Annotated in this window: 22 protein-coding genes; 20 read left to right on the top strand and 2 right to left on the bottom strand. The window is 40.8% G+C overall.

The window, feature by feature from the left end; translation table 11 throughout:
- Positions 1-54: 54 nt before the first annotated feature.
- The 20 genes from Q4A21_02245 to Q4A21_02150 all read left to right on the top strand — a co-directional run bounded on the left by Q4A21_02245 (position 55) and on the right by Q4A21_02150 (position 13304).
- Positions 55-252: a hypothetical protein gene (locus Q4A21_02245; GenBank protein MDO4902358.1), complete on the top strand. Its 198-nt coding sequence runs from the start codon at positions 55-57 to the stop codon at positions 250-252.
- The gene (locus Q4A21_02240; protein MDO4902357.1) at positions 239-484 is read left to right on the top strand and encodes a hypothetical protein; all 246 of its coding nucleotides are present in this window, start codon (positions 239-241) and stop codon (positions 482-484) included. Before Q4A21_02245 ends, Q4A21_02240 begins: the two co-directional genes overlap by 14 nt.
- A 1-nt stretch (position 485) precedes the next feature.
- Positions 486-890: a hypothetical protein gene (locus tag Q4A21_02235; protein MDO4902356.1), complete on the top strand. Its 405-nt coding sequence runs from the start codon at positions 486-488 to the stop codon at positions 888-890.
- Between the two features lie 160 nt (positions 891-1050).
- Positions 1051-1380, top strand: a complete 330-nt coding sequence (locus Q4A21_02230; GenBank protein ID MDO4902355.1) for a hypothetical protein — start codon at positions 1051-1053, stop codon at positions 1378-1380.
- Between the two features lie 2 nt (positions 1381-1382).
- Complete coding sequence (locus tag Q4A21_02225; GenBank protein MDO4902354.1) at positions 1383-1577, top strand: hypothetical protein; 195 nt, start codon at positions 1383-1385, stop codon at positions 1575-1577.
- Positions 1574-1738: a hypothetical protein gene (locus Q4A21_02220; GenBank protein ID MDO4902353.1), complete on the top strand. Its 165-nt coding sequence runs from the start codon at positions 1574-1576 to the stop codon at positions 1736-1738. The genes Q4A21_02225 and Q4A21_02220 overlap by 4 nt, the downstream gene beginning before the upstream one ends.
- A complete protein-coding gene (locus tag Q4A21_02215; protein MDO4902352.1) occupies positions 1735-2190 on the top strand; it encodes a hypothetical protein in 456 nt (151 codons plus the stop codon). Before Q4A21_02220 ends, Q4A21_02215 begins: the two co-directional genes overlap by 4 nt.
- A 39-nt stretch (positions 2191-2229) precedes the next feature.
- Positions 2230-2484, top strand: coding sequence for a hypothetical protein (locus tag Q4A21_02210; GenBank protein MDO4902351.1), 255 nt, complete (start codon positions 2230-2232; stop codon positions 2482-2484).
- The gene (locus tag Q4A21_02205; protein MDO4902350.1) at positions 2484-2855 is read left to right on the top strand and encodes a hypothetical protein; all 372 of its coding nucleotides are present in this window, start codon (positions 2484-2486) and stop codon (positions 2853-2855) included. The genes Q4A21_02210 and Q4A21_02205 overlap by 1 nt, the downstream gene beginning before the upstream one ends.
- A 158-nt stretch (positions 2856-3013) precedes the next feature.
- Positions 3014-3484 (top strand): terminase small subunit, encoded by a 471-nt coding sequence (locus tag Q4A21_02200; GenBank protein MDO4902349.1) that lies wholly within the window; start codon positions 3014-3016, stop codon positions 3482-3484.
- Complete coding sequence (locus tag Q4A21_02195; protein ID MDO4902348.1) at positions 3477-4772, top strand: PBSX family phage terminase large subunit; 1296 nt, start codon at positions 3477-3479, stop codon at positions 4770-4772. Before Q4A21_02200 ends, Q4A21_02195 begins: the two co-directional genes overlap by 8 nt.
- 13 nt (positions 4773-4785) lie before the next feature.
- Entirely contained in the window at positions 4786-5094 is a 309-nt protein-coding gene (locus Q4A21_02190; protein ID MDO4902347.1) for a hypothetical protein, read from the top strand.
- Positions 5095-5360: 266 nt separating this feature from the next.
- Positions 5361-5819: a DUF3761 domain-containing protein gene (locus Q4A21_02185; GenBank protein ID MDO4902346.1), complete on the top strand. Its 459-nt coding sequence runs from the start codon at positions 5361-5363 to the stop codon at positions 5817-5819.
- Positions 5820-5860: 41 nt separating this feature from the next.
- Positions 5861-6445 (top strand): CAP domain-containing protein, encoded by a 585-nt coding sequence (locus Q4A21_02180; GenBank protein ID MDO4902345.1) that lies wholly within the window; start codon positions 5861-5863, stop codon positions 6443-6445.
- A gap of 52 nt (positions 6446-6497) precedes the next feature.
- Positions 6498-7529, top strand: a complete 1032-nt coding sequence (locus Q4A21_02175; GenBank protein MDO4902344.1) for a hypothetical protein — start codon at positions 6498-6500, stop codon at positions 7527-7529.
- A 123-nt stretch (positions 7530-7652) separates the two neighbouring features.
- Positions 7653-8642: a hypothetical protein gene (locus tag Q4A21_02170; protein MDO4902343.1), complete on the top strand. Its 990-nt coding sequence runs from the start codon at positions 7653-7655 to the stop codon at positions 8640-8642.
- Between the two features lie 30 nt (positions 8643-8672).
- On the top strand, positions 8673-10025 hold the full coding sequence (radA, locus tag Q4A21_02165) for a DNA repair protein RadA (GenBank protein ID MDO4902342.1): 1353 nt from the start codon (positions 8673-8675) through the stop codon (positions 10023-10025).
- 28 nt (positions 10026-10053) lie between these two features.
- Positions 10054-10977, top strand: coding sequence for a hypothetical protein (locus tag Q4A21_02160; GenBank protein ID MDO4902341.1), 924 nt, complete (start codon positions 10054-10056; stop codon positions 10975-10977).
- Between the two features lie 6 nt (positions 10978-10983).
- Positions 10984-12699 (top strand): ABC transporter ATP-binding protein, encoded by a 1716-nt coding sequence (locus tag Q4A21_02155; protein MDO4902340.1) that lies wholly within the window; start codon positions 10984-10986, stop codon positions 12697-12699.
- Between the two features lie 74 nt (positions 12700-12773).
- A complete protein-coding gene (locus Q4A21_02150; GenBank protein MDO4902339.1) occupies positions 12774-13304 on the top strand; it encodes an inorganic diphosphatase in 531 nt (176 codons plus the stop codon).
- 177 nt (positions 13305-13481) lie between these two features.
- Here Q4A21_02150 and Q4A21_02145 read toward each other — a convergent pair whose 3' ends face one another.
- Positions 13482-14159, bottom strand: coding sequence for a hypothetical protein (locus Q4A21_02145; GenBank protein MDO4902338.1), 678 nt, complete (start codon positions 14157-14159; stop codon positions 13482-13484).
- Positions 14160-14282: 123 nt separating this feature from the next.
- Positions 14283-15857 (bottom strand): hypothetical protein, encoded by a 1575-nt coding sequence (locus Q4A21_02140; protein MDO4902337.1) that lies wholly within the window; start codon positions 15855-15857, stop codon positions 14283-14285.
- Positions 15858-15897 lie beyond the last annotated feature (40 nt).

Genomic DNA, 15897 nt, shown 5'->3' with positions numbered 1-15897 from the left:
AAACGCAAGATTTCTAAACGAGAAAAAGCAATTTTAAGGAGAAAGTTAAGCAAGATGTCGCTCAAAAACACTCAAGTCGCCATTTATTGGGTTAGCCCAAACGGCGTTAAATACAGTAAGATTTATAAAAATTTAGACCAAGCAGAGCAAGCCCGCTCGTGGCTAATAAAGCAAAATATCGACCCTGCCAACATTGAACTGGCGGTGGTGATGATAGATAACACAGTAAAGGAGGAAAATGGCAGGAGCTAAAGCAGGTGGCCTAAAAGCCGCCGCAACTAATAAAGCAATTCATGGCGAAGATTTTTACGCCAGAATTGGCCGCATCGGTGGCAAAAATGGCATCACTGGCGGATTTGCCGCCAACCGAGAGTTGGCCGTTGTCGCTGGTAGAATTGGCGGACAAAAATCACGCCGCGGCCCAGCCAAAATCAAGATTGAAGAAACTTCGAACAGCCAAAACATCGAAGTTAAAGTAAATTAAAATGAAAAAACCAGAAGAAATTTTACACCTACGGATTTGCGATTATCTGCGCCGGAATTACCCCGACGTTATCTTTCGCACCGACTTTTCAAGCGGTATGAAGATGACGCCCGGGCAAGCCGCCAAGCACAAGAAATTTCAGAGTTCGCGGGCTTATCCGGATTTGTTTATCGCAGAACCAAAGCGTAGCAAGAGCGGGCTTTTTCTCGAAATCAAAGCCACCAATATTTATCGAAAAGATGGCGTGACGCTTTTGAAAAATGAGCATATCGAAGAGCAAGCAAAAATGCTGGAAAAACTTCGAAATAAAGGCTATAGCGCGAGTTTTGCGTGCGGATTTGATGAGGCTATTATGCTAATTCACGCTTATCTTGGCGAGCCGAAGGAAAAGAAAGTTGAATTTTAATAATCCAACCCCACAAGGGGCGAGAAGCCCCCGAATCTCAAAAAATCTCGAGGGGAGGACCAACAATAATTAACTAATAATATATTTAAGCGTGGTGGCTTAATAATAGGAAAAGTTGGTCGTCCCTTGTGGGGTTGGATTATTGAGAAAGGGAGAAACTGTGAAAAGATATAAGTTATTAAAAGACCTACCTTTTGCCCAAGCAGGCGACATTTTCAAAATGATGGACGATGATGGTCGTGAAGTTTTAGCCCCAGAAGAGTGGTTGGGCTACCGCCACAAAATAGTTATAGAAAAATTAGAGAACCTCGACGATTGGTTTGAAGAAACTAAAGAATTAAAAAAATATTGGTTCGTTGATGGTTTCGGCGGCATTAATATAGGGATAATTGGTGAATACTTAAATACAGAGAGGAAACTAAAAGATAGGCTCGCTAAACTTGAAGAGAAGATTAAGGAAAGAGTTGTATCTAATATCAAGGATAAATAAAGATGATTAAAAAAGCATATGAAATTCCGAACGGCGATTATCTGATTATAGATAACTTAAAATTTCAGAAGAGCAATAACGACAGTCGTTTTGTAAATATTAAACCACTCTTCCCGACAATGTTCCCAGAAGGTGGATTGATATACGCATTAGATAAGTTTGAACAGATTGATGAACATATATGGAGGAGATTATGAGCAATATAGAATGTCTTAACTCTAACTATGCTTACATCGTAGTCGAATACGAAAATGGTATTGTTAAAAATAAATATCAGTTTTCGACAAAGAATTTGGCTAAAACATTTGTTAAAACAATGGGCAAAGACTTTAGATATAAAGGACAGAAGAAAAAATGAAATACATAATTTTTGACATTGACGGAGTATTAGCAGACTGCTCACACCGCCTCAAATATATACAGGGTGACAAGAAAGACTATGATAAGTTTTATTCTTACGATGAGGTTTGGAAAGATGAGGTTATAGAAAAAGGCTATCGCATTTTTAGTGATTTAGAAGAAGTTAGTGAGGAAATCATCTTCATTACTGGGAGAAACGAGAGCTGCTATCACGCCACCAGAAAATGGTTAGACGAGAAGTTGCTTGCTAGATATTGCAAACTGTTTATGCGACCCTCGAACGACTGGAGACCAGCTCACGAAGTCAAAGAAGACCTCATCAAAAAGTATATAGGTTTTAAAAACATTCTCTTCGCTTTTGACGATGACGACAAAATCAATGAGATGTATGCCAAGCATGGGGTGATGTGTTATAAGCCAAATATCATCAATCATAAACACAATAAATAATATAGACAAGGCAGTGCCAATAGTGTATAATTATTATATATGGCGATTAAGAAAATTAGCGAAGAAAAGAATAATAATGATGTTTTAGGTAGAACCATTTTGATTGAGAACGGCGACCTAGACGCATTAAAAGCAATTGTAGAGTCTTACGGATTTAAGGATGAGGAGTCCGCTCTAAGATTTTCTCTAGCACTACTTACCACGGCATCGAATAAATCTATTGTTGTTGAAGATGGGGCGGATAAGCAGTATATCAAACCGTCAAATTCGCTACTCAAGGAGAAGTCTAAATAATGCCGGCTAATCCTACTAGAAAGTCAGACTTTAATCCTCAGGATTTAATTCAGACACAAACCGATCTTGAAGGTAGGGTTGCTGAAATTGAGGAAAAAATTTCTACTAATGAAAAATTTGTGGAATTTTTTACTAAATCCATCTCCGATTCAAAAAAGATAGAAAAAACCTTTAAGGATGCTTTTGTGGATATAATAAAAAAGGATGATAAGGTTCGAAAGAGTATTAAAAGCTTAATACAGGAAAGCGATCGGCACGATATAAAAATGACTTTAAAGAAAATATCGGGATTTATTGGATGGATTGTATCTCTTGTAATTACTGCGATAATAACTGCAGTTATAACATCGCTACTCACTAATAATAAATAAAAACACCCCGTGCTAGAGAGTGTTTTTCTGGTTCTATCGTACTATTGACTTTTTAACATGCTCGTGCTATAATAAAATCATTGTGGGCGGCTACCGGCTTTAAGTTAAATTAAAGTTGTTGTAGCGCCTTTTTCTTTTGGCGCGGAAAGGGTGAAGAATTGTCAGAAAAAGCCAAGAAACCAAAACCTAAAGCCAAGGCTAAGATTTCTAATAAATCAAAAAGTGGATTGACTCCCAAGCAGGAGTTATTTTGCCAAATTTACGCCAGCGATCGAGAGATCTTCGGCAACGGCACGCAGAGTTATATTGAGGCCTATAATGTGGATTTGAGCAAGCGAGGCGCTTACTTGACCGCCAGAGTTGAGGCTTCAAAATTATTAACAAAACCTAACATCTTGAAGAGAATTGATGAAATTTTTGAAGAGAGTGGATTGAATGATCAGTATGTTGACAAACAGCTCGCAAAATTGATCATTCAAGATGCGGATTTTAAAACGAAACTCGGGGCGATCAAGGAATACAACACCCTTAAACAGCGAATCGCTGAACGCCAAAAGAAACTTGACCTCTCTATTGAAGGGCAAAAATTAACCGTCAGTTTAACTGGCTTTGTGGGGCGAGATGAATAAAGTGTCTGTCAATCTTCACTATAAATTTGAGCATTTATTTGAAGAGAAGTGGCGAAATATCGTTTATTACGGCGGTCGTGGTGGGGGAAAGAGTTTTGCTGTGGGCTGGTCGCTATTAAATCGGGCAAGAAGCAAGAAACTTCGAATTTTGTGTACACGCGAAATACAGGGTTCTATTAAAGATTCTGTCCATAAATTGCTGAGTGATATTATTAGGAAGTATAATTTCTCCGAATACGAAATAACTCGCGACTCTATTAGAAATAAGTTGACTGGATCAGAATTTTTATTTGTTGGACTTCGAGACAATGTCAGCAAAATTAAATCTTTCGAAGGTGTAGATATTTGCTGGGTTGAAGAGGCTCATAGCGTAAGTCTTGAGAGTATTCAAATTCTTGTACCAACAATACGTAAAGAAGGCTCTCAATTGATCTGGACTTTTAACCCAGAAACGCCGAAAGACGCTGTCTGGACTGAAATTGTGGAACGAAAGACCGATCGTGATGTTATAGCCAAGATTGACAGTCATGATCTCGAGAGAATTGGCCAACTCCCAGGTCCACTTAAAGATGAAAGAGAAAAGATGAAACAAGCCGACTATGAGGCTTATCGGCATATTTGGTTAGGAGAATTTAAGACAAGCAAAGATGGTGCGATTTATGCTAAGAAATTATCCGAAATCGAGAGGGGAGATCAGGTGGGGATTATTCCACACGACGAAAGCCGTAAAGTCTACACTGCGTGGGATTTGGGCAGGCAAGACACTACGGCTATTTGGTTTTACCAGATTAAAGGCGGACAAACCTACTTTATTGATTACTACGAAATGAGCCAAGAAACGCCAGCGCATTACGCAAAGATCATCAAAGAGAAGCCTTATAACTATGGCGCGCATTTCTTGCCTCATGATGGCGGGACGCAAACTTGGGGCGAAGAGGCGACTCGGGCGGATCTGCTCAGGAAATTAGGGCTGAATAATATTGTAATTTTGAAGCGCAATCGAATTGCCGACGGTATCTCCGAGGCAAGAATGAAGTTGTCGTCATGTTTCTTTGATAAAAATAAATGTGAAAGAGGACTAAAATGTTTGTGGTCATATCGCTACAAATATGATGAGAAAAATCAAATATTTTCGCTCAAACCGCTCCACGATTGGGCGAGCAACGGTGCGGACGCATTTAGATACGCTATCCAGAGTTTAACGCTGGCTATCGGTTACGAAGGTTATAGTGTGACAGATGAGGATTATGATTATTCTGAAGATTTATTCAATGATGGATATTATTAAAAGGAGGTGAGAGATGTTTGAAAATATGCCAGGGTTTCTATCTAAATTAGTTAACGCAGAAACTGAAACGAGTCGCGGAAAGGTGGGTGTTGAGATCGTAAAGAACAATGGAGAGATTGTAGGAGTTAACCTTAAGCGACAGACAATTATTAATTTTCCACAAGAAGATAATCAGCAAGTATTATTGGCGATTACGCAAAAAATACTTGATCTCAACAAATCTGCCAGAGAGAAAGAAACGATCAATATTAGGCTCGAATCTAAAAGCGGTAGAATCACTAGAATGTTTGTTACGAACGAACACCAAGAAAATATTTCATAGATATTGAATAATTATCGCATTTATGCTAAAATATTAACATAAACGAGGTTACGCAGAGTCATAAAGCCTGCCAGACCGTGATAATATTAAGGTTTTTTAATATTGTCGCTTTCTGGTAAGGCTTCTTTTTTATATCTCCCGGGAGGCGACGGGAGGTTTTTATGTGAGAAAAAATTGAAAGTAGGGTGGAAATAATGAAGTAAATTAACAATTTGGAGATGATGTTTGGGGTTGATTTTTAGATGGGGTAGGTCTATAATTAAAGAATGAAAAAATTCTTGATGCGGTTATTCTTGGTGGTAGTCTTTTCGATGCCCGTATGGCCCATCGTTGATTATCTGTTTGTTGAGAACTGTGAAAATGAATCAATCATATTAACAGACGCAACGGAAATAAAAGCCGGAGAAAAAGATACTACAAATAGAGATGAAGACGGCAAGATTTATCGAGAACTAGTGAAAGATGGCAAGTCTGGGGAAAGTCGAGTATGTAGAAGAGGCTCGTCTAAAATATCAGAAACGATTATAGAGAAAGCTGAGCCACCCGTATATAATGTCTACACATATAGATACAAAAGCCCCGTATCACCGCCATCTTCATCAGGCTTATACTATAGTGGGCAATTCGAGGATGAACCTACCGCCATTTGCGCAGACGGAACATACTCATACTCAACGGGGCGAGGCACCTGCTCTGGACACGGCGGTGTTGATGAATGGCTGTAGCGATTGATTTCTTGGCAGATTTATGTTAAAATAGGGTTATTATGAAGAAGATAGTTACTATAATTGTCGTTCTTACTTTGCTTGGGGGTGGGGCTATTGGTTTTGTAAGTCTGAATAGTTATATTAAAGAGCTTAATTCTGAAATCTCAAAACTAAACAGAGAAAAAGAGTTCTTAGAGGAGTTCAGGAATAGGTCAATAGCAATAAGGCCAACCCCCGAAGAGGTCCTCAAAGAGGTTAATGCGCTTATTAGGGTAGACGCAGGAGTTGATTCGGTAATTCTGGACGATAAACTAAACGCTAGTGCGCTGCTTAAAGCACAAGATATGGTTCAGTATAATTACTATGATCATGTAAATCCAAAGACTAAAAAACACGGTTACGAATATATTACATATCTGTCGCCCAATGAGTGTGTGTATATTGGTGAAAATATAGCACGAGGGTCAGTAAGTGTTAGTGCTAAGGATAGAGTTGATAGTTGGAGGAATTCTAAATCTCATTATGAAGCAATGATAGACCCCCGATACTCAAAAATAGGATTCGCTGAGATTTTTGATCAGGGTCCAAGCAGAAAAAATGACCCCTCCACTATAGCCGTACTTCACTTCTGTCAGTCTAAATAAAATATTAAATATCCAAACATCATCTCCTTTAACTCATAAAGGAGATTTTTATATGTCAATAAATTTTGGTAAGGTTGGGTCTGATGGTAGAAAAGGAGTCTATTGGATTGGTCAAAATGGTAATCTATATATAAAAGGTAATGATGCACCAACGCAAGATTTGGGCAAATTTAATCATCAAGACGGGGTGGGTCTATATGCAGAAAAGGGTGGAATAAATAGCAAATTTTATAGAAGAGTTGATGATTGGAATAAGAATGATGCAGCAAAAGTATCTCAACCACCAAGCTCAACTGGCTTACATTATAGTGGCGGCGCCTCAAGCGGTCCATCCGCAGAAGACCTTCGTCAGCAGAAATTCTATCAGGGGCTTCTTGATAGCCTACCTGGCAGAAAGGCTGCTACAAAATCACTCATCGACGAGAAATACAACAACTCATTCAACAAATTAACAAATCAACGCGACAATGCGTTCAGGAACCTTGACAGCGAACAATCCAAATTGGATCGACAACGCTCGCGTGCGTATGGGCAAATCCAGAACGACAGTCAAAATATGCTCCAAGGCCTCAATACTCAAATTGGTATGTATGGCGCAGGCAACTCAAGTGCGGCGCAAATGGGTGCGATTGCCACAGCGGATCTTGCTAATAAACAAAGTTCTGAGATTACAGACGACTACAATGATCAAGTGTCTAATATCTCTTCTGCTCGCGCTAACTTGCGTAAAGAGTATGAGGATGAAAACAACGAACTCAACACTTGGAAGAAAGAACAGCATCAGGCGGCGGACGAGAAATTCCAAAATGAAGAGAACAACTATCGAAGCAAGATTGGCGGTCAAGCCAATTTGGACGCGGTGGTCAACTCCTTCAAGAATATGAAAACCCCTGACATAAAACTCGATAAACTCCCAGAATATAAGGCTGATGGCCTCTCTAAAGTCGATCTCGCAAGCCAAGCGGCGCAGAATCAAGGCCCAAGCCTAACTGCTCAGCAGGCTCAAAAATACTTTGCTAATACTTCAAGCGTAAATTCTCGCAAGAAGAGCGAAGATGATGACGATAAGCCGGTGATGTTTTAATTATTTGAAAGGAGAGAGATGAGTTTCTTTGACGATATGATAAAACTCTTCATAGGGTTCGTTTAATTTATGGGTTTTTCGAAAATATTGTAAAAATAAGCACAATGCGATATAATTATTATAGTGAAAAGATTGAATTTTGGGAAGATTGTTAGCGGGATTTTGTTGCTAGTGATAATCGGTGGCGGGTTTTTGGCTATTGTTTTTAGGCAGAAAATCTCAGATTTTGTCAAGGCGAATAATTTTGTGCCAAGTAATGAAATGCGTGAGTTGATTGCGAGCATAAAATTTCAGCCAGAATCGGAAATTATAGTAAAAGCAACTTCACCAACACTTTTAAATAGGCAAAATTTCAATCAGAAATGTAAAAATAATTTTGAGGGTGGATCGGTTTTGGGATGCTATAAGGCGGATGAGATTTTTATTTTTGATATTGACAATTCTGAACTTGATGGTATAAAACAAACAACTCTCGCGCACGAGGCGCTTCATGCGGTATGGTCTAGAACGCCCGAAGCGGAAAAATCTCGGCTAAAAAATTTGCTTAACGCGGACTACGAACGAATTAAAACGCCAAAACTTGAAAAAACAATGTCCGCCTACGCCGTGACGCAGCCTGGTGAACACGAGAACGAACTTCACTCAATTCTTGGTACGGAATTTTTTGACCTTTCGCCCGAATTGGAGGCGCATTATTCGCAGATTTTTCATAATCGTCGCGCGGTGGTGGAATTCCACAAAAAATATAGTGAAAAATTCGAAAAGTTGGAGCAGGATTATGATCGGCTGAAAACAGAGGTCGAGATTTCTAAAAAAGAAATTGAAGCCGCCCAGCAGGACTACTCGGCTAAAATCGAGGCGGTTAATAGCCAAATTGTGGATTTTAATCAGAAAGCCAAGAATGGCGATTTTTCCTCGCAGTGGGAATTCGGCGCAGAGCGGTCAAAACTTCTTCAAAAAACGAGATTTTTGGATGACTATCGTGAACAAATCAACTCGCAAATCGCCAATTTTAACGCTAAAATTAAAGAGTTAAACAATATTTCTATTAAAAGTCAAGAACTTCATCAAGCGATGGATTCCAATCTGCCGGAATCTTCTCCCAGCCTTTAATTTTGCGCCAGAATATGCTAAAATGGTTTTGTGGCAAAGTTAAAAACTAAATTTATCTGTCAAAATTGCGGTGCTTCGTTCCCAAAATGGACGGGCAAGTGCGAGAATTGCGGAAACTGGAATACTTTGGTCGAAGAAATTGTCGAAACTTCGGCTAAAAATGTGGTAGCGCAGAGCGCTGGCAAGGGCAAAAAACTCCAAACGCAAAATCTTGATGACATTATTTCTGAAAAGAAGCAACCGCGGATTTCTAGCGGGATTGCGGATTTGGACGCGGTTTTGGGCGGTGGATTTTTGCCTGCGGGCGTTGTTTTGATTGCTGGACAGCCCGGAATTGGAAAATCAACACTTTTAATGCAACTTTCTGGTGCGATTGGCGAAACTCGAAATGTGCTGTATGTTTCTGGTGAGGAATCTGCCGAGCAGGTCGCGATGCGCGCCAAGCGACTTGGGGCGAGTGGCGCGAAGAATCTGAAGTTTGCAGCATCAGTTTCTGCTGACGATATTGCTTCGACAATCGGCGCGGGTGACTTCGAAATGGTGATCATCGACTCGATTCAGACGCTGGCGATGGCGGAGATTTCGAGTGCGGCAGGGAGCGTTTCGCAGATTACCAATTCTTCAAACTTGATAATTCAGGCTGCCAAGAATTCTGGCACCGCTGTGGTTTTGGTTGGGCATATCACTAAAGAAGGCTCGATTGCCGGCCCTAAAACGCTCGAGCATATGGTTGATGTAGTTTTGAATTTTGAAGGTGATCGATATGGCGGTTTTAAGGTTGTGCGCGCGGTAAAAAATCGTTATGGGTCGACAAGTGAGGCGGCGATCTTCGAAATGGATGAGGCAGGGCTTAAAATTGTTGAAAATCCTTCGGCGGCGCTTTTGGCTGAACGTCAAAATACGGATGGCTCGGTGATTTTGGCGACGCTTGAGGGCACGCGTCCAATTTTGGTTGAAATTCAGGCGCTGGTTTCTAAAAGTAATTTTGGTTACCCAAAGCGCGCGGCGAGCGGCTTCGATCTAAATCGCCTCAATCTTTTAGTGGCGGTGATTCAGCAGCGCACCAAACTCGACCTTAGCGACAAAGATATTTTTATCAATGTTGTTGGCGGGCTGAAGTTGAACGATCAGGCGGCGGATTTGGCGGTGGCGATGGCAATTGCTTCGGCCGCGGCTGGAAGAAAATTGAATGACGGCGTGGCTGTTTTTGGCGAAATTGGCTTGGGTGGTGAAATTCGCACCGCGCAACAATTCGATCGTCGCGTATCGGAAGCCAAAAAATTGGGCTTCAACGAGATTATTACGCCACAAAATTCAAGCAAAAGCAAATTTATTCGCCCAGTTAAAAATTTGCGCGATGCTTTGATTCAATATTTACAATAGTTAAAATAAAATTATTTTAAGGAGAAAAATGACAGAGATTTTATTATTTTTAATTTTGGGATTGTCGTTGATGACATTCGTCGAAGTCGTGTCGAAAGGTCCAAAATCGCCAATTATTTCAAAAAGTAAGGGGCAAATCCTTGTCGATACTTCGATTTTGATCGACGGGCGATTCTTGGCTGTGGCGAAGACCGGTTTTATCAACTTTGATATTCTTATCCCTCGAAGCGTTGTTGGGGAACTTCAAATCCTCGCTGATGGTGGCGATGACGAAAAACGCGCTCGCGCTCGCTACGGCCTTGATGTGATTTCGCGCCTTCAAGAAGTTGCTGGGCTTAATGTTTCGATCCTCGCTGACGGTAATTCCGCCGCCGAAGGTGTCGACAATCGCCTACTTTCTTTGGCTAAAAAAATGAGCGCGCGTATCTTGACTGCTGACTATAATCTCAACAAAGTTGCCAAGGTTGAAGGCATCGAAGTACTCAATATTAATGAACTCGTCCAATCTGTCCGCGCTGATTTCTTACCAGGAGAAAAATTGATGCTGGAGATTTCTTCAAAAGGTAGTGAAAAGAAGCAGGGTGTCGGGCATTTGCCTGATGGAACAATGGTGGTTGTCGAGAACTCCGAGAGTCTTGTTGGTGCCACGATCGAGGTTGAATTTATCCGCTCGCTCCAGACGGCCGCTGGCAAGATGATGTTTGCGCGTCCTGTTCAGCACGGCAAACACCAAGGAGCGGTCAAAGGTCGCGCGCCAGTTTCGACGACTCCTTCTTCGAAAAATGAAGCAAAAAATCTAGCTGAAAATTCGAAAAAATCTGCACAAAAACCAGCGAAAGATTCTTCAAAAAATCAAAAAAACTCGCCAAAAAACCAACCAAAATCGCCAAAACGCCGTCGCACGCAAAAATCAGCAGAAGCGAGCTTGGTGGAGTTGGCGAATCGGGAGTAGAATTTCGTGAAAAATAGACAATTTTTGAAGTTTTTGTTGGTTTTGTATAAGCCTGTTCGATTTTTGGCGGCGACTATGGCGATTTCGATGATTTTGATGCAGGTTTTTTCGGCATCGAAACAGTTTGTGGTAAAAGCCATTATTGATCTGCCTAATAGCGCTGGTGGATTTTCGGTGGAGAAACTATATGGACTTATTTTTTGGCTGATTTTAATAACGGTTGTCGGTCTTGCGTTTTTCTATTTGTCGAATATTTTGCGAGCGGTGGTGATTCGAAAAATTCAAGAACCGTATATTGCGAATTTGCTTTTTACGGATCTGAGTAGAAGAAATCATAGTTTTTTCTTGGATAATCATTCTGGTAAAATAGCTTCTTCGATTGACGAAATTTCGAGCGAGGTAACTCGGTTGAACGCGACTTTTTCGAATTCGGCGGGCTTTGTTTCTTATCTCGCGATGATGATAACGAACCTGATGCTGATTTATTCGGTCGATTTTATGGCTTTTATTGTTGCGACGGTGGTTTTTTCATTAATAATTATCATTCGAATTATTTATTTTCAAAAAAGATATTTGCCACTTTCGAAAGAGGCGAATAATTTTAGTCGAGAATATGTTGGTATTTTGAACGATTCTGTGATGAATTTCAGTTCAATTCGAATTTATAGCGCGATTGAAGATTTTGCGAAAAAACTCAAAAATCGAAAATTCGAATCTGTTAAACTCAATGTTCGCGCATCTGTTCGCGAGGTTTCTTTTGGATTTTATGCGAATGTGATTTATACTATAATCTTCGTAATTATGATTTTTGTTATGGTTGGAAAAATTCAATCTGGGGAGGTCACTCTTGGCGGCTTGGTTATTTTTCTTAATGCAATGTCCAGCATAAAAAATGATACCACGCTTTTTGCTTGGTCATATCTTGAAATGGCTGATAAATTGGTTCGCTTAAAGAGCTGTTTCGAGCTACTTTACTCGGGTGATATTTCTGACGATTTCTCCAAAAAAGACATAAAAATCAAGAATGGTCAAATTGAATTTAAGGATTTGAATTTTGGTTTTGAGGGCAATGAGATTTTTCGAGATTTTAATTTAGTTATCGAAAATAAGCAAAAAATTGGAATTATAGGCGAGAGCGGAAGTGGAAAATCGACTCTGATGAGTTTGTTGTTGAAGCTTTATTCGCCTAATGACGGCAAAATATTGATTGACGGAAAAGATATTTCTTGTCATAATTCGAGTTCGCTTTATAGAGAGATTGCTTATGTTTCTCAAGAGACTATTTTGCTTCACGATACGATCTTAGAGAATATTAAAATCGCCAAACTAAATGCTACCGATGAAGAAATTTTTGAGGCGACCAAAAAAGCTCAACTTCACGATTTTATTATTTCGCTCGAAAATGGCTATGGAACTATTGTTGGTGAGCGTGGAATGAGGCTTTCGGGCGGTCAGCGACAGCGAATTTCTTTGGCGAGGACTTTTTTGCGAAATTCGAAAATTGTGGTTTTCGACGAGGCGACCAGTGCTTTGGATAACAAAACCGAGGCGCTCATTCAAGAAAATATCGATAAAAATTTCGAGAATCAAACGATAATTTGCGTCGCTCACAGATTATCAACTTTACAAAATATGGATAAAATCTTAGTCTTGAAAAAGGGTAAAATTGTCGATTTTGGCGAGCCGAAAGATATAATTACTAAATACGACAAAAGACGCTAAGTGGATCTGTTGAGTTATGCTTAAACTTGAAAAGATGTTGTTTTTTTGCTAAAATTAAAGAAGAAAGGAAATTTATGGCAGACTTTAATAAAATTTTGAATGCGGGTGATTATAAAAACGGAATTATCAATGTTGTGGTCGAGATTCCAACAGGTTCGACTCACAAAATCGAATGGAATCGCGAACTTGCGGTGATGCAACTTGATCGCGTTGAGCCAAAGGCTTTTGCTAAGCCTACAAACTACGGTTTTATCCCACAAACTTTGGATGAAGATGGCGACGAGCTTGACGTTCTTCTCATCACAAATGATCCGTTGACGACTGGTGTTTTCTTGGAAGCACGAATCATTGGCGTTATGAAATTTGTTGACGATGGTGAAGTTGATGATAAGATCATTGCTGTACCTGCGGACGATCGCGATACCGGCAACGCGTATAACAGCCTCAGCGATTTGCCAGAGCAGCTCATTAAACAGATCGAGTTCCACTTCAATCACTACAAAGACTTGAAGAAACCCGGCACAACAAAGGTTGAAAAATTCGCTGGCGTTGAGGAGGCGATTGAAGTTATCGAAGAATCCATCAAACGCTGGAACGAGCAATAATTCAATTAGTATAAGCCAAAGCCCAGTTTACTGTAGAGTAAGCTGGGTTTTAGTATATAGCAAAAAAGTTTTTAGTGGTGGTCATTTTGAGCTTTACTGGGCAGGAAATCGAGGATTACAGGGCAGTAAAAATCCCTCTACTGGTGGGTAGAGGGAAGTTTGGAGGTGCTTCGGCCTTTATTTGCCTTGGCGGCTGGCGTGTTTTGCTTGGCGAATGGAGCGAGCAGCTAGCTTGCGCAGGAGATTTACTGCGTTGATTTTTTCTCCTTGGATGAAGCGTAGCTTCCTTTTGGCGCGGAAGAAAATTTCTTCTTCCATCAGTGAAGCGATAGTTGATGCTTTACCGATGAAAATCGTATGACTAAACTCATCCGACACTGCGTCTACGCGTAACGCGCTCAGGCATTCTTGACTGTCAAAGATACTGACGCTGCAGTTGCTGGTCTGTGCCGCCGAGATGAGTTTGGCGGCTGCCTTCTTACGCCGAGCCAGCACTTTTGTATCTTCTCCTTGCTCGATGAAGATTTTGAGCACAATGCCGTTAAGCTCATCCAGCTCTTGGGGTGAAAACGCATACGATAGGCGGAGAATTTCTGCCTCGTCCAGCCCCGATTGGTCAAGGAATTTCCAGATGGGGTTGGAGCTAAGCTTTATTTCAGCCTCTGCGCGGGCAAGTTTTTGCCGAAGGGAATGGTTTTCTATAACCAGCCCAACCGCTTTTATAGTCGGTCCCGCGAGTTGCGCCTCCGTTTCTTTTAGTCCTTGCTGAAGAGTTATATTATCAAGAATGGCAGTAGGGCACATTCTGATAGGAGTGGTGGGAAGAGTGTTGCGGTTAAGTTTCTTTGCGCTCATTAAAAACGCTCCTTTATTGATATATTTCGCCAAATTTTCAAAGGACGATTTACATATCATAACATATAAAATACTTTAAGTCAATATAAGACCCCGCTTTTATGGCGGGGCGAGGGGTCGGTTTTAGCTTCTATCAAGCATGATGCGGGCGGCGTCGTAGCGATTATTGACGGAATAGTTGGTATAATCAATCAGTCGAGGGTTATCGAATGAGCTGATTTGTGCGCTGTGCTTGCTGTGACTGCGGTTTCTGCTTAGCAATACAAAGTCGAATTTTCCCGACTCGATAGTCTGACTTATGTTATTGCCGTCGTATTCGTTGACGCTAAAAAACTCCGATTGCGAGTTAAGCATTTGCCAGAATGAAGAGTATTCTCCTCTATCCAGACTTTCATTACCAAAGAAAGCCACCTTAAAATATTGAAGTTTCTGAATGTCGCTTTCTGAAAAGCCTTTGTCGAGAAGAGATTGTTTAAGTGTGTCCATCTTGTTGATGGCGGCATCACTGACCTCTTGCTTGGCAATTTGTGGGGCTGACACCCGAGAAATGAAGCTTTGCTGGCCTTTAACGGTGTCTTCAAGCTTGGTGATCCGCTGGTTGAAGTTGGCGATATCGTCTGTGGCCTTGATATTGATGCGCTTAGCCACATCGCTGACTATGGCATCATAGAACATCATCTGTGGTGAAGTCTCCATTTGCTTAATCTTGGCCTCCAATTCGGAAACTTGCGCTTGGAGGGTGAGATTTTTGCTGGAAACATCTTTATACATCTCATTGAGCTTTTTATATTCCTCGTGGTCAAAGATGTTAATTTTGGCCTGCGGGGCTTCTTTTAGTTGCTTCCTGAGAGATTCTGCTTCGGATGATTTCTCGGATATCCTCTTATTGAAATCAACTCGCTCATTGTGTGCGATGATTTTGTCTCCCTCAAGCTCCGCGATAGTGGCGTTTAGCTGGGCGATTTGCGCAAGCAACTTTTCTTCTTTCTGATGAAAAGAATCTTCTTGCTGTTGGAGCGTTGCTTTAAATTCCCGGCGTTCTTGTTCAAATTTAGCATTAAGAGTATCGAATTTCTTCTGTAACTTTTTGAAAGTTTTATTACCTTCAATCGACTCTTGCTTGTTGTCTTTTTGAGATTGCTGCTCAGCGTGTTCTGCTTTGTGCTGCTTTATCCGTTCCAGATACTGCGGATCGTCGTAAAACATATCGCATGCGAGATTGTGTATCTCGTCCCAACGATCAAGTGTGAAGCTGTTGCGGATTCTTTTACCTGTCAGCATTTTGTGGAATAGATCGGGTAGCTCTTCGTCCAGAAAGAGCCTTTTGCCGTTTTTCTCCACAAAAGTCGCTGCAAACATATACTGCACAAGCTTGTATTTACTGCTAAACTTGGCCGCATTCTCAACTTCGACATCGAGACCTTTCTGTAGGGTTGATTCTTCTTCTGAATAAACTTTGAAGAGTTTGCGGATTTCGCGCATTTCAGACTCACTAAAAAGCGGTTGATTGGGCGTGAAAATTGTAGACTCAGCAGGCACGGTTAGACTTTTTGCGAAGTCAATAAAATCTGGTTGCTTACTGAGAGGGATTACGATGTGAAGCGGGATTGGATTGTTGTGCTTGGCGCCTTTGCGCATTTTGCGTTTTGCTCTGTCCAGTTTACTTGAACTCATTTTTCTTATTGCTCTTTTTGTCATTTTTAGAGCCTCCTTGAAAAGATTTTTGTCAGCACAATAA

Source organism: bacterium, assembly GCA_030530825.1.
GTDB lineage: Bacteria > Patescibacteriota > Saccharimonadia > Saccharimonadales > Saccharimonadaceae > Nanogingivalis.
The sequence above is the reverse complement of the archived record's forward strand: the minus strand, read 5'-3'. Positions and strand labels throughout refer to the sequence as shown.

What these genes read in the sequence shown, in the direction of transcription:
- Q4A21_02245 (MDO4902358.1), top strand. Translation starts at nt 55, where the DNA reads ATGTCGCTCAAAAACACTCAAGTCGCCATTTATTGGGTTAGCCCAAAC.
- Q4A21_02220 (MDO4902353.1), top strand. Translation starts at nt 1,574, where the DNA reads ATGAGCAATATAGAATGTCTTAACTCTAACTATGCTTACATCGTAGTC.
- Q4A21_02145 (MDO4902338.1), bottom strand. Translation starts at nt 14,159, where the DNA reads ATGAGCGCAAAGAAACTTAACCGCAACACTCTTCCCACCACTCCTATC.
- Q4A21_02225 (MDO4902354.1), top strand. Translation starts at nt 1,383, where the DNA reads ATGATTAAAAAAGCATATGAAATTCCGAACGGCGATTATCTGATTATA.
- Q4A21_02160 (MDO4902341.1), top strand. Translation starts at nt 10,054, where the DNA reads ATGACAGAGATTTTATTATTTTTAATTTTGGGATTGTCGTTGATGACA.
- Q4A21_02205 (MDO4902350.1), top strand. Translation starts at nt 2,484, where the DNA reads ATGCCGGCTAATCCTACTAGAAAGTCAGACTTTAATCCTCAGGATTTA.
- Q4A21_02150 (MDO4902339.1), top strand. Translation starts at nt 12,774, where the DNA reads ATGGCAGACTTTAATAAAATTTTGAATGCGGGTGATTATAAAAACGGA.
- Q4A21_02185 (MDO4902346.1), top strand. Translation starts at nt 5,361, where the DNA reads ATGAAAAAATTCTTGATGCGGTTATTCTTGGTGGTAGTCTTTTCGATG.
- Q4A21_02195 (MDO4902348.1), top strand. Translation starts at nt 3,477, where the DNA reads ATGAATAAAGTGTCTGTCAATCTTCACTATAAATTTGAGCATTTATTT.
- Q4A21_02240 (MDO4902357.1), top strand. Translation starts at nt 239, where the DNA reads ATGGCAGGAGCTAAAGCAGGTGGCCTAAAAGCCGCCGCAACTAATAAA.
- Q4A21_02235 (MDO4902356.1), top strand. Translation starts at nt 486, where the DNA reads ATGAAAAAACCAGAAGAAATTTTACACCTACGGATTTGCGATTATCTG.
- Q4A21_02175 (MDO4902344.1), top strand. Translation starts at nt 6,498, where the DNA reads ATGTCAATAAATTTTGGTAAGGTTGGGTCTGATGGTAGAAAAGGAGTC.
- Q4A21_02180 (MDO4902345.1), top strand. Translation starts at nt 5,861, where the DNA reads ATGAAGAAGATAGTTACTATAATTGTCGTTCTTACTTTGCTTGGGGGT.
- Q4A21_02190 (MDO4902347.1), top strand. Translation starts at nt 4,786, where the DNA reads ATGTTTGAAAATATGCCAGGGTTTCTATCTAAATTAGTTAACGCAGAA.
- Q4A21_02215 (MDO4902352.1), top strand. Translation starts at nt 1,735, where the DNA reads ATGAAATACATAATTTTTGACATTGACGGAGTATTAGCAGACTGCTCA.
- Q4A21_02210 (MDO4902351.1), top strand. Translation starts at nt 2,230, where the DNA reads ATGGCGATTAAGAAAATTAGCGAAGAAAAGAATAATAATGATGTTTTA.
- Q4A21_02140 (MDO4902337.1), bottom strand. Translation starts at nt 15,857, where the DNA reads ATGACAAAAAGAGCAATAAGAAAAATGAGTTCAAGTAAACTGGACAGA.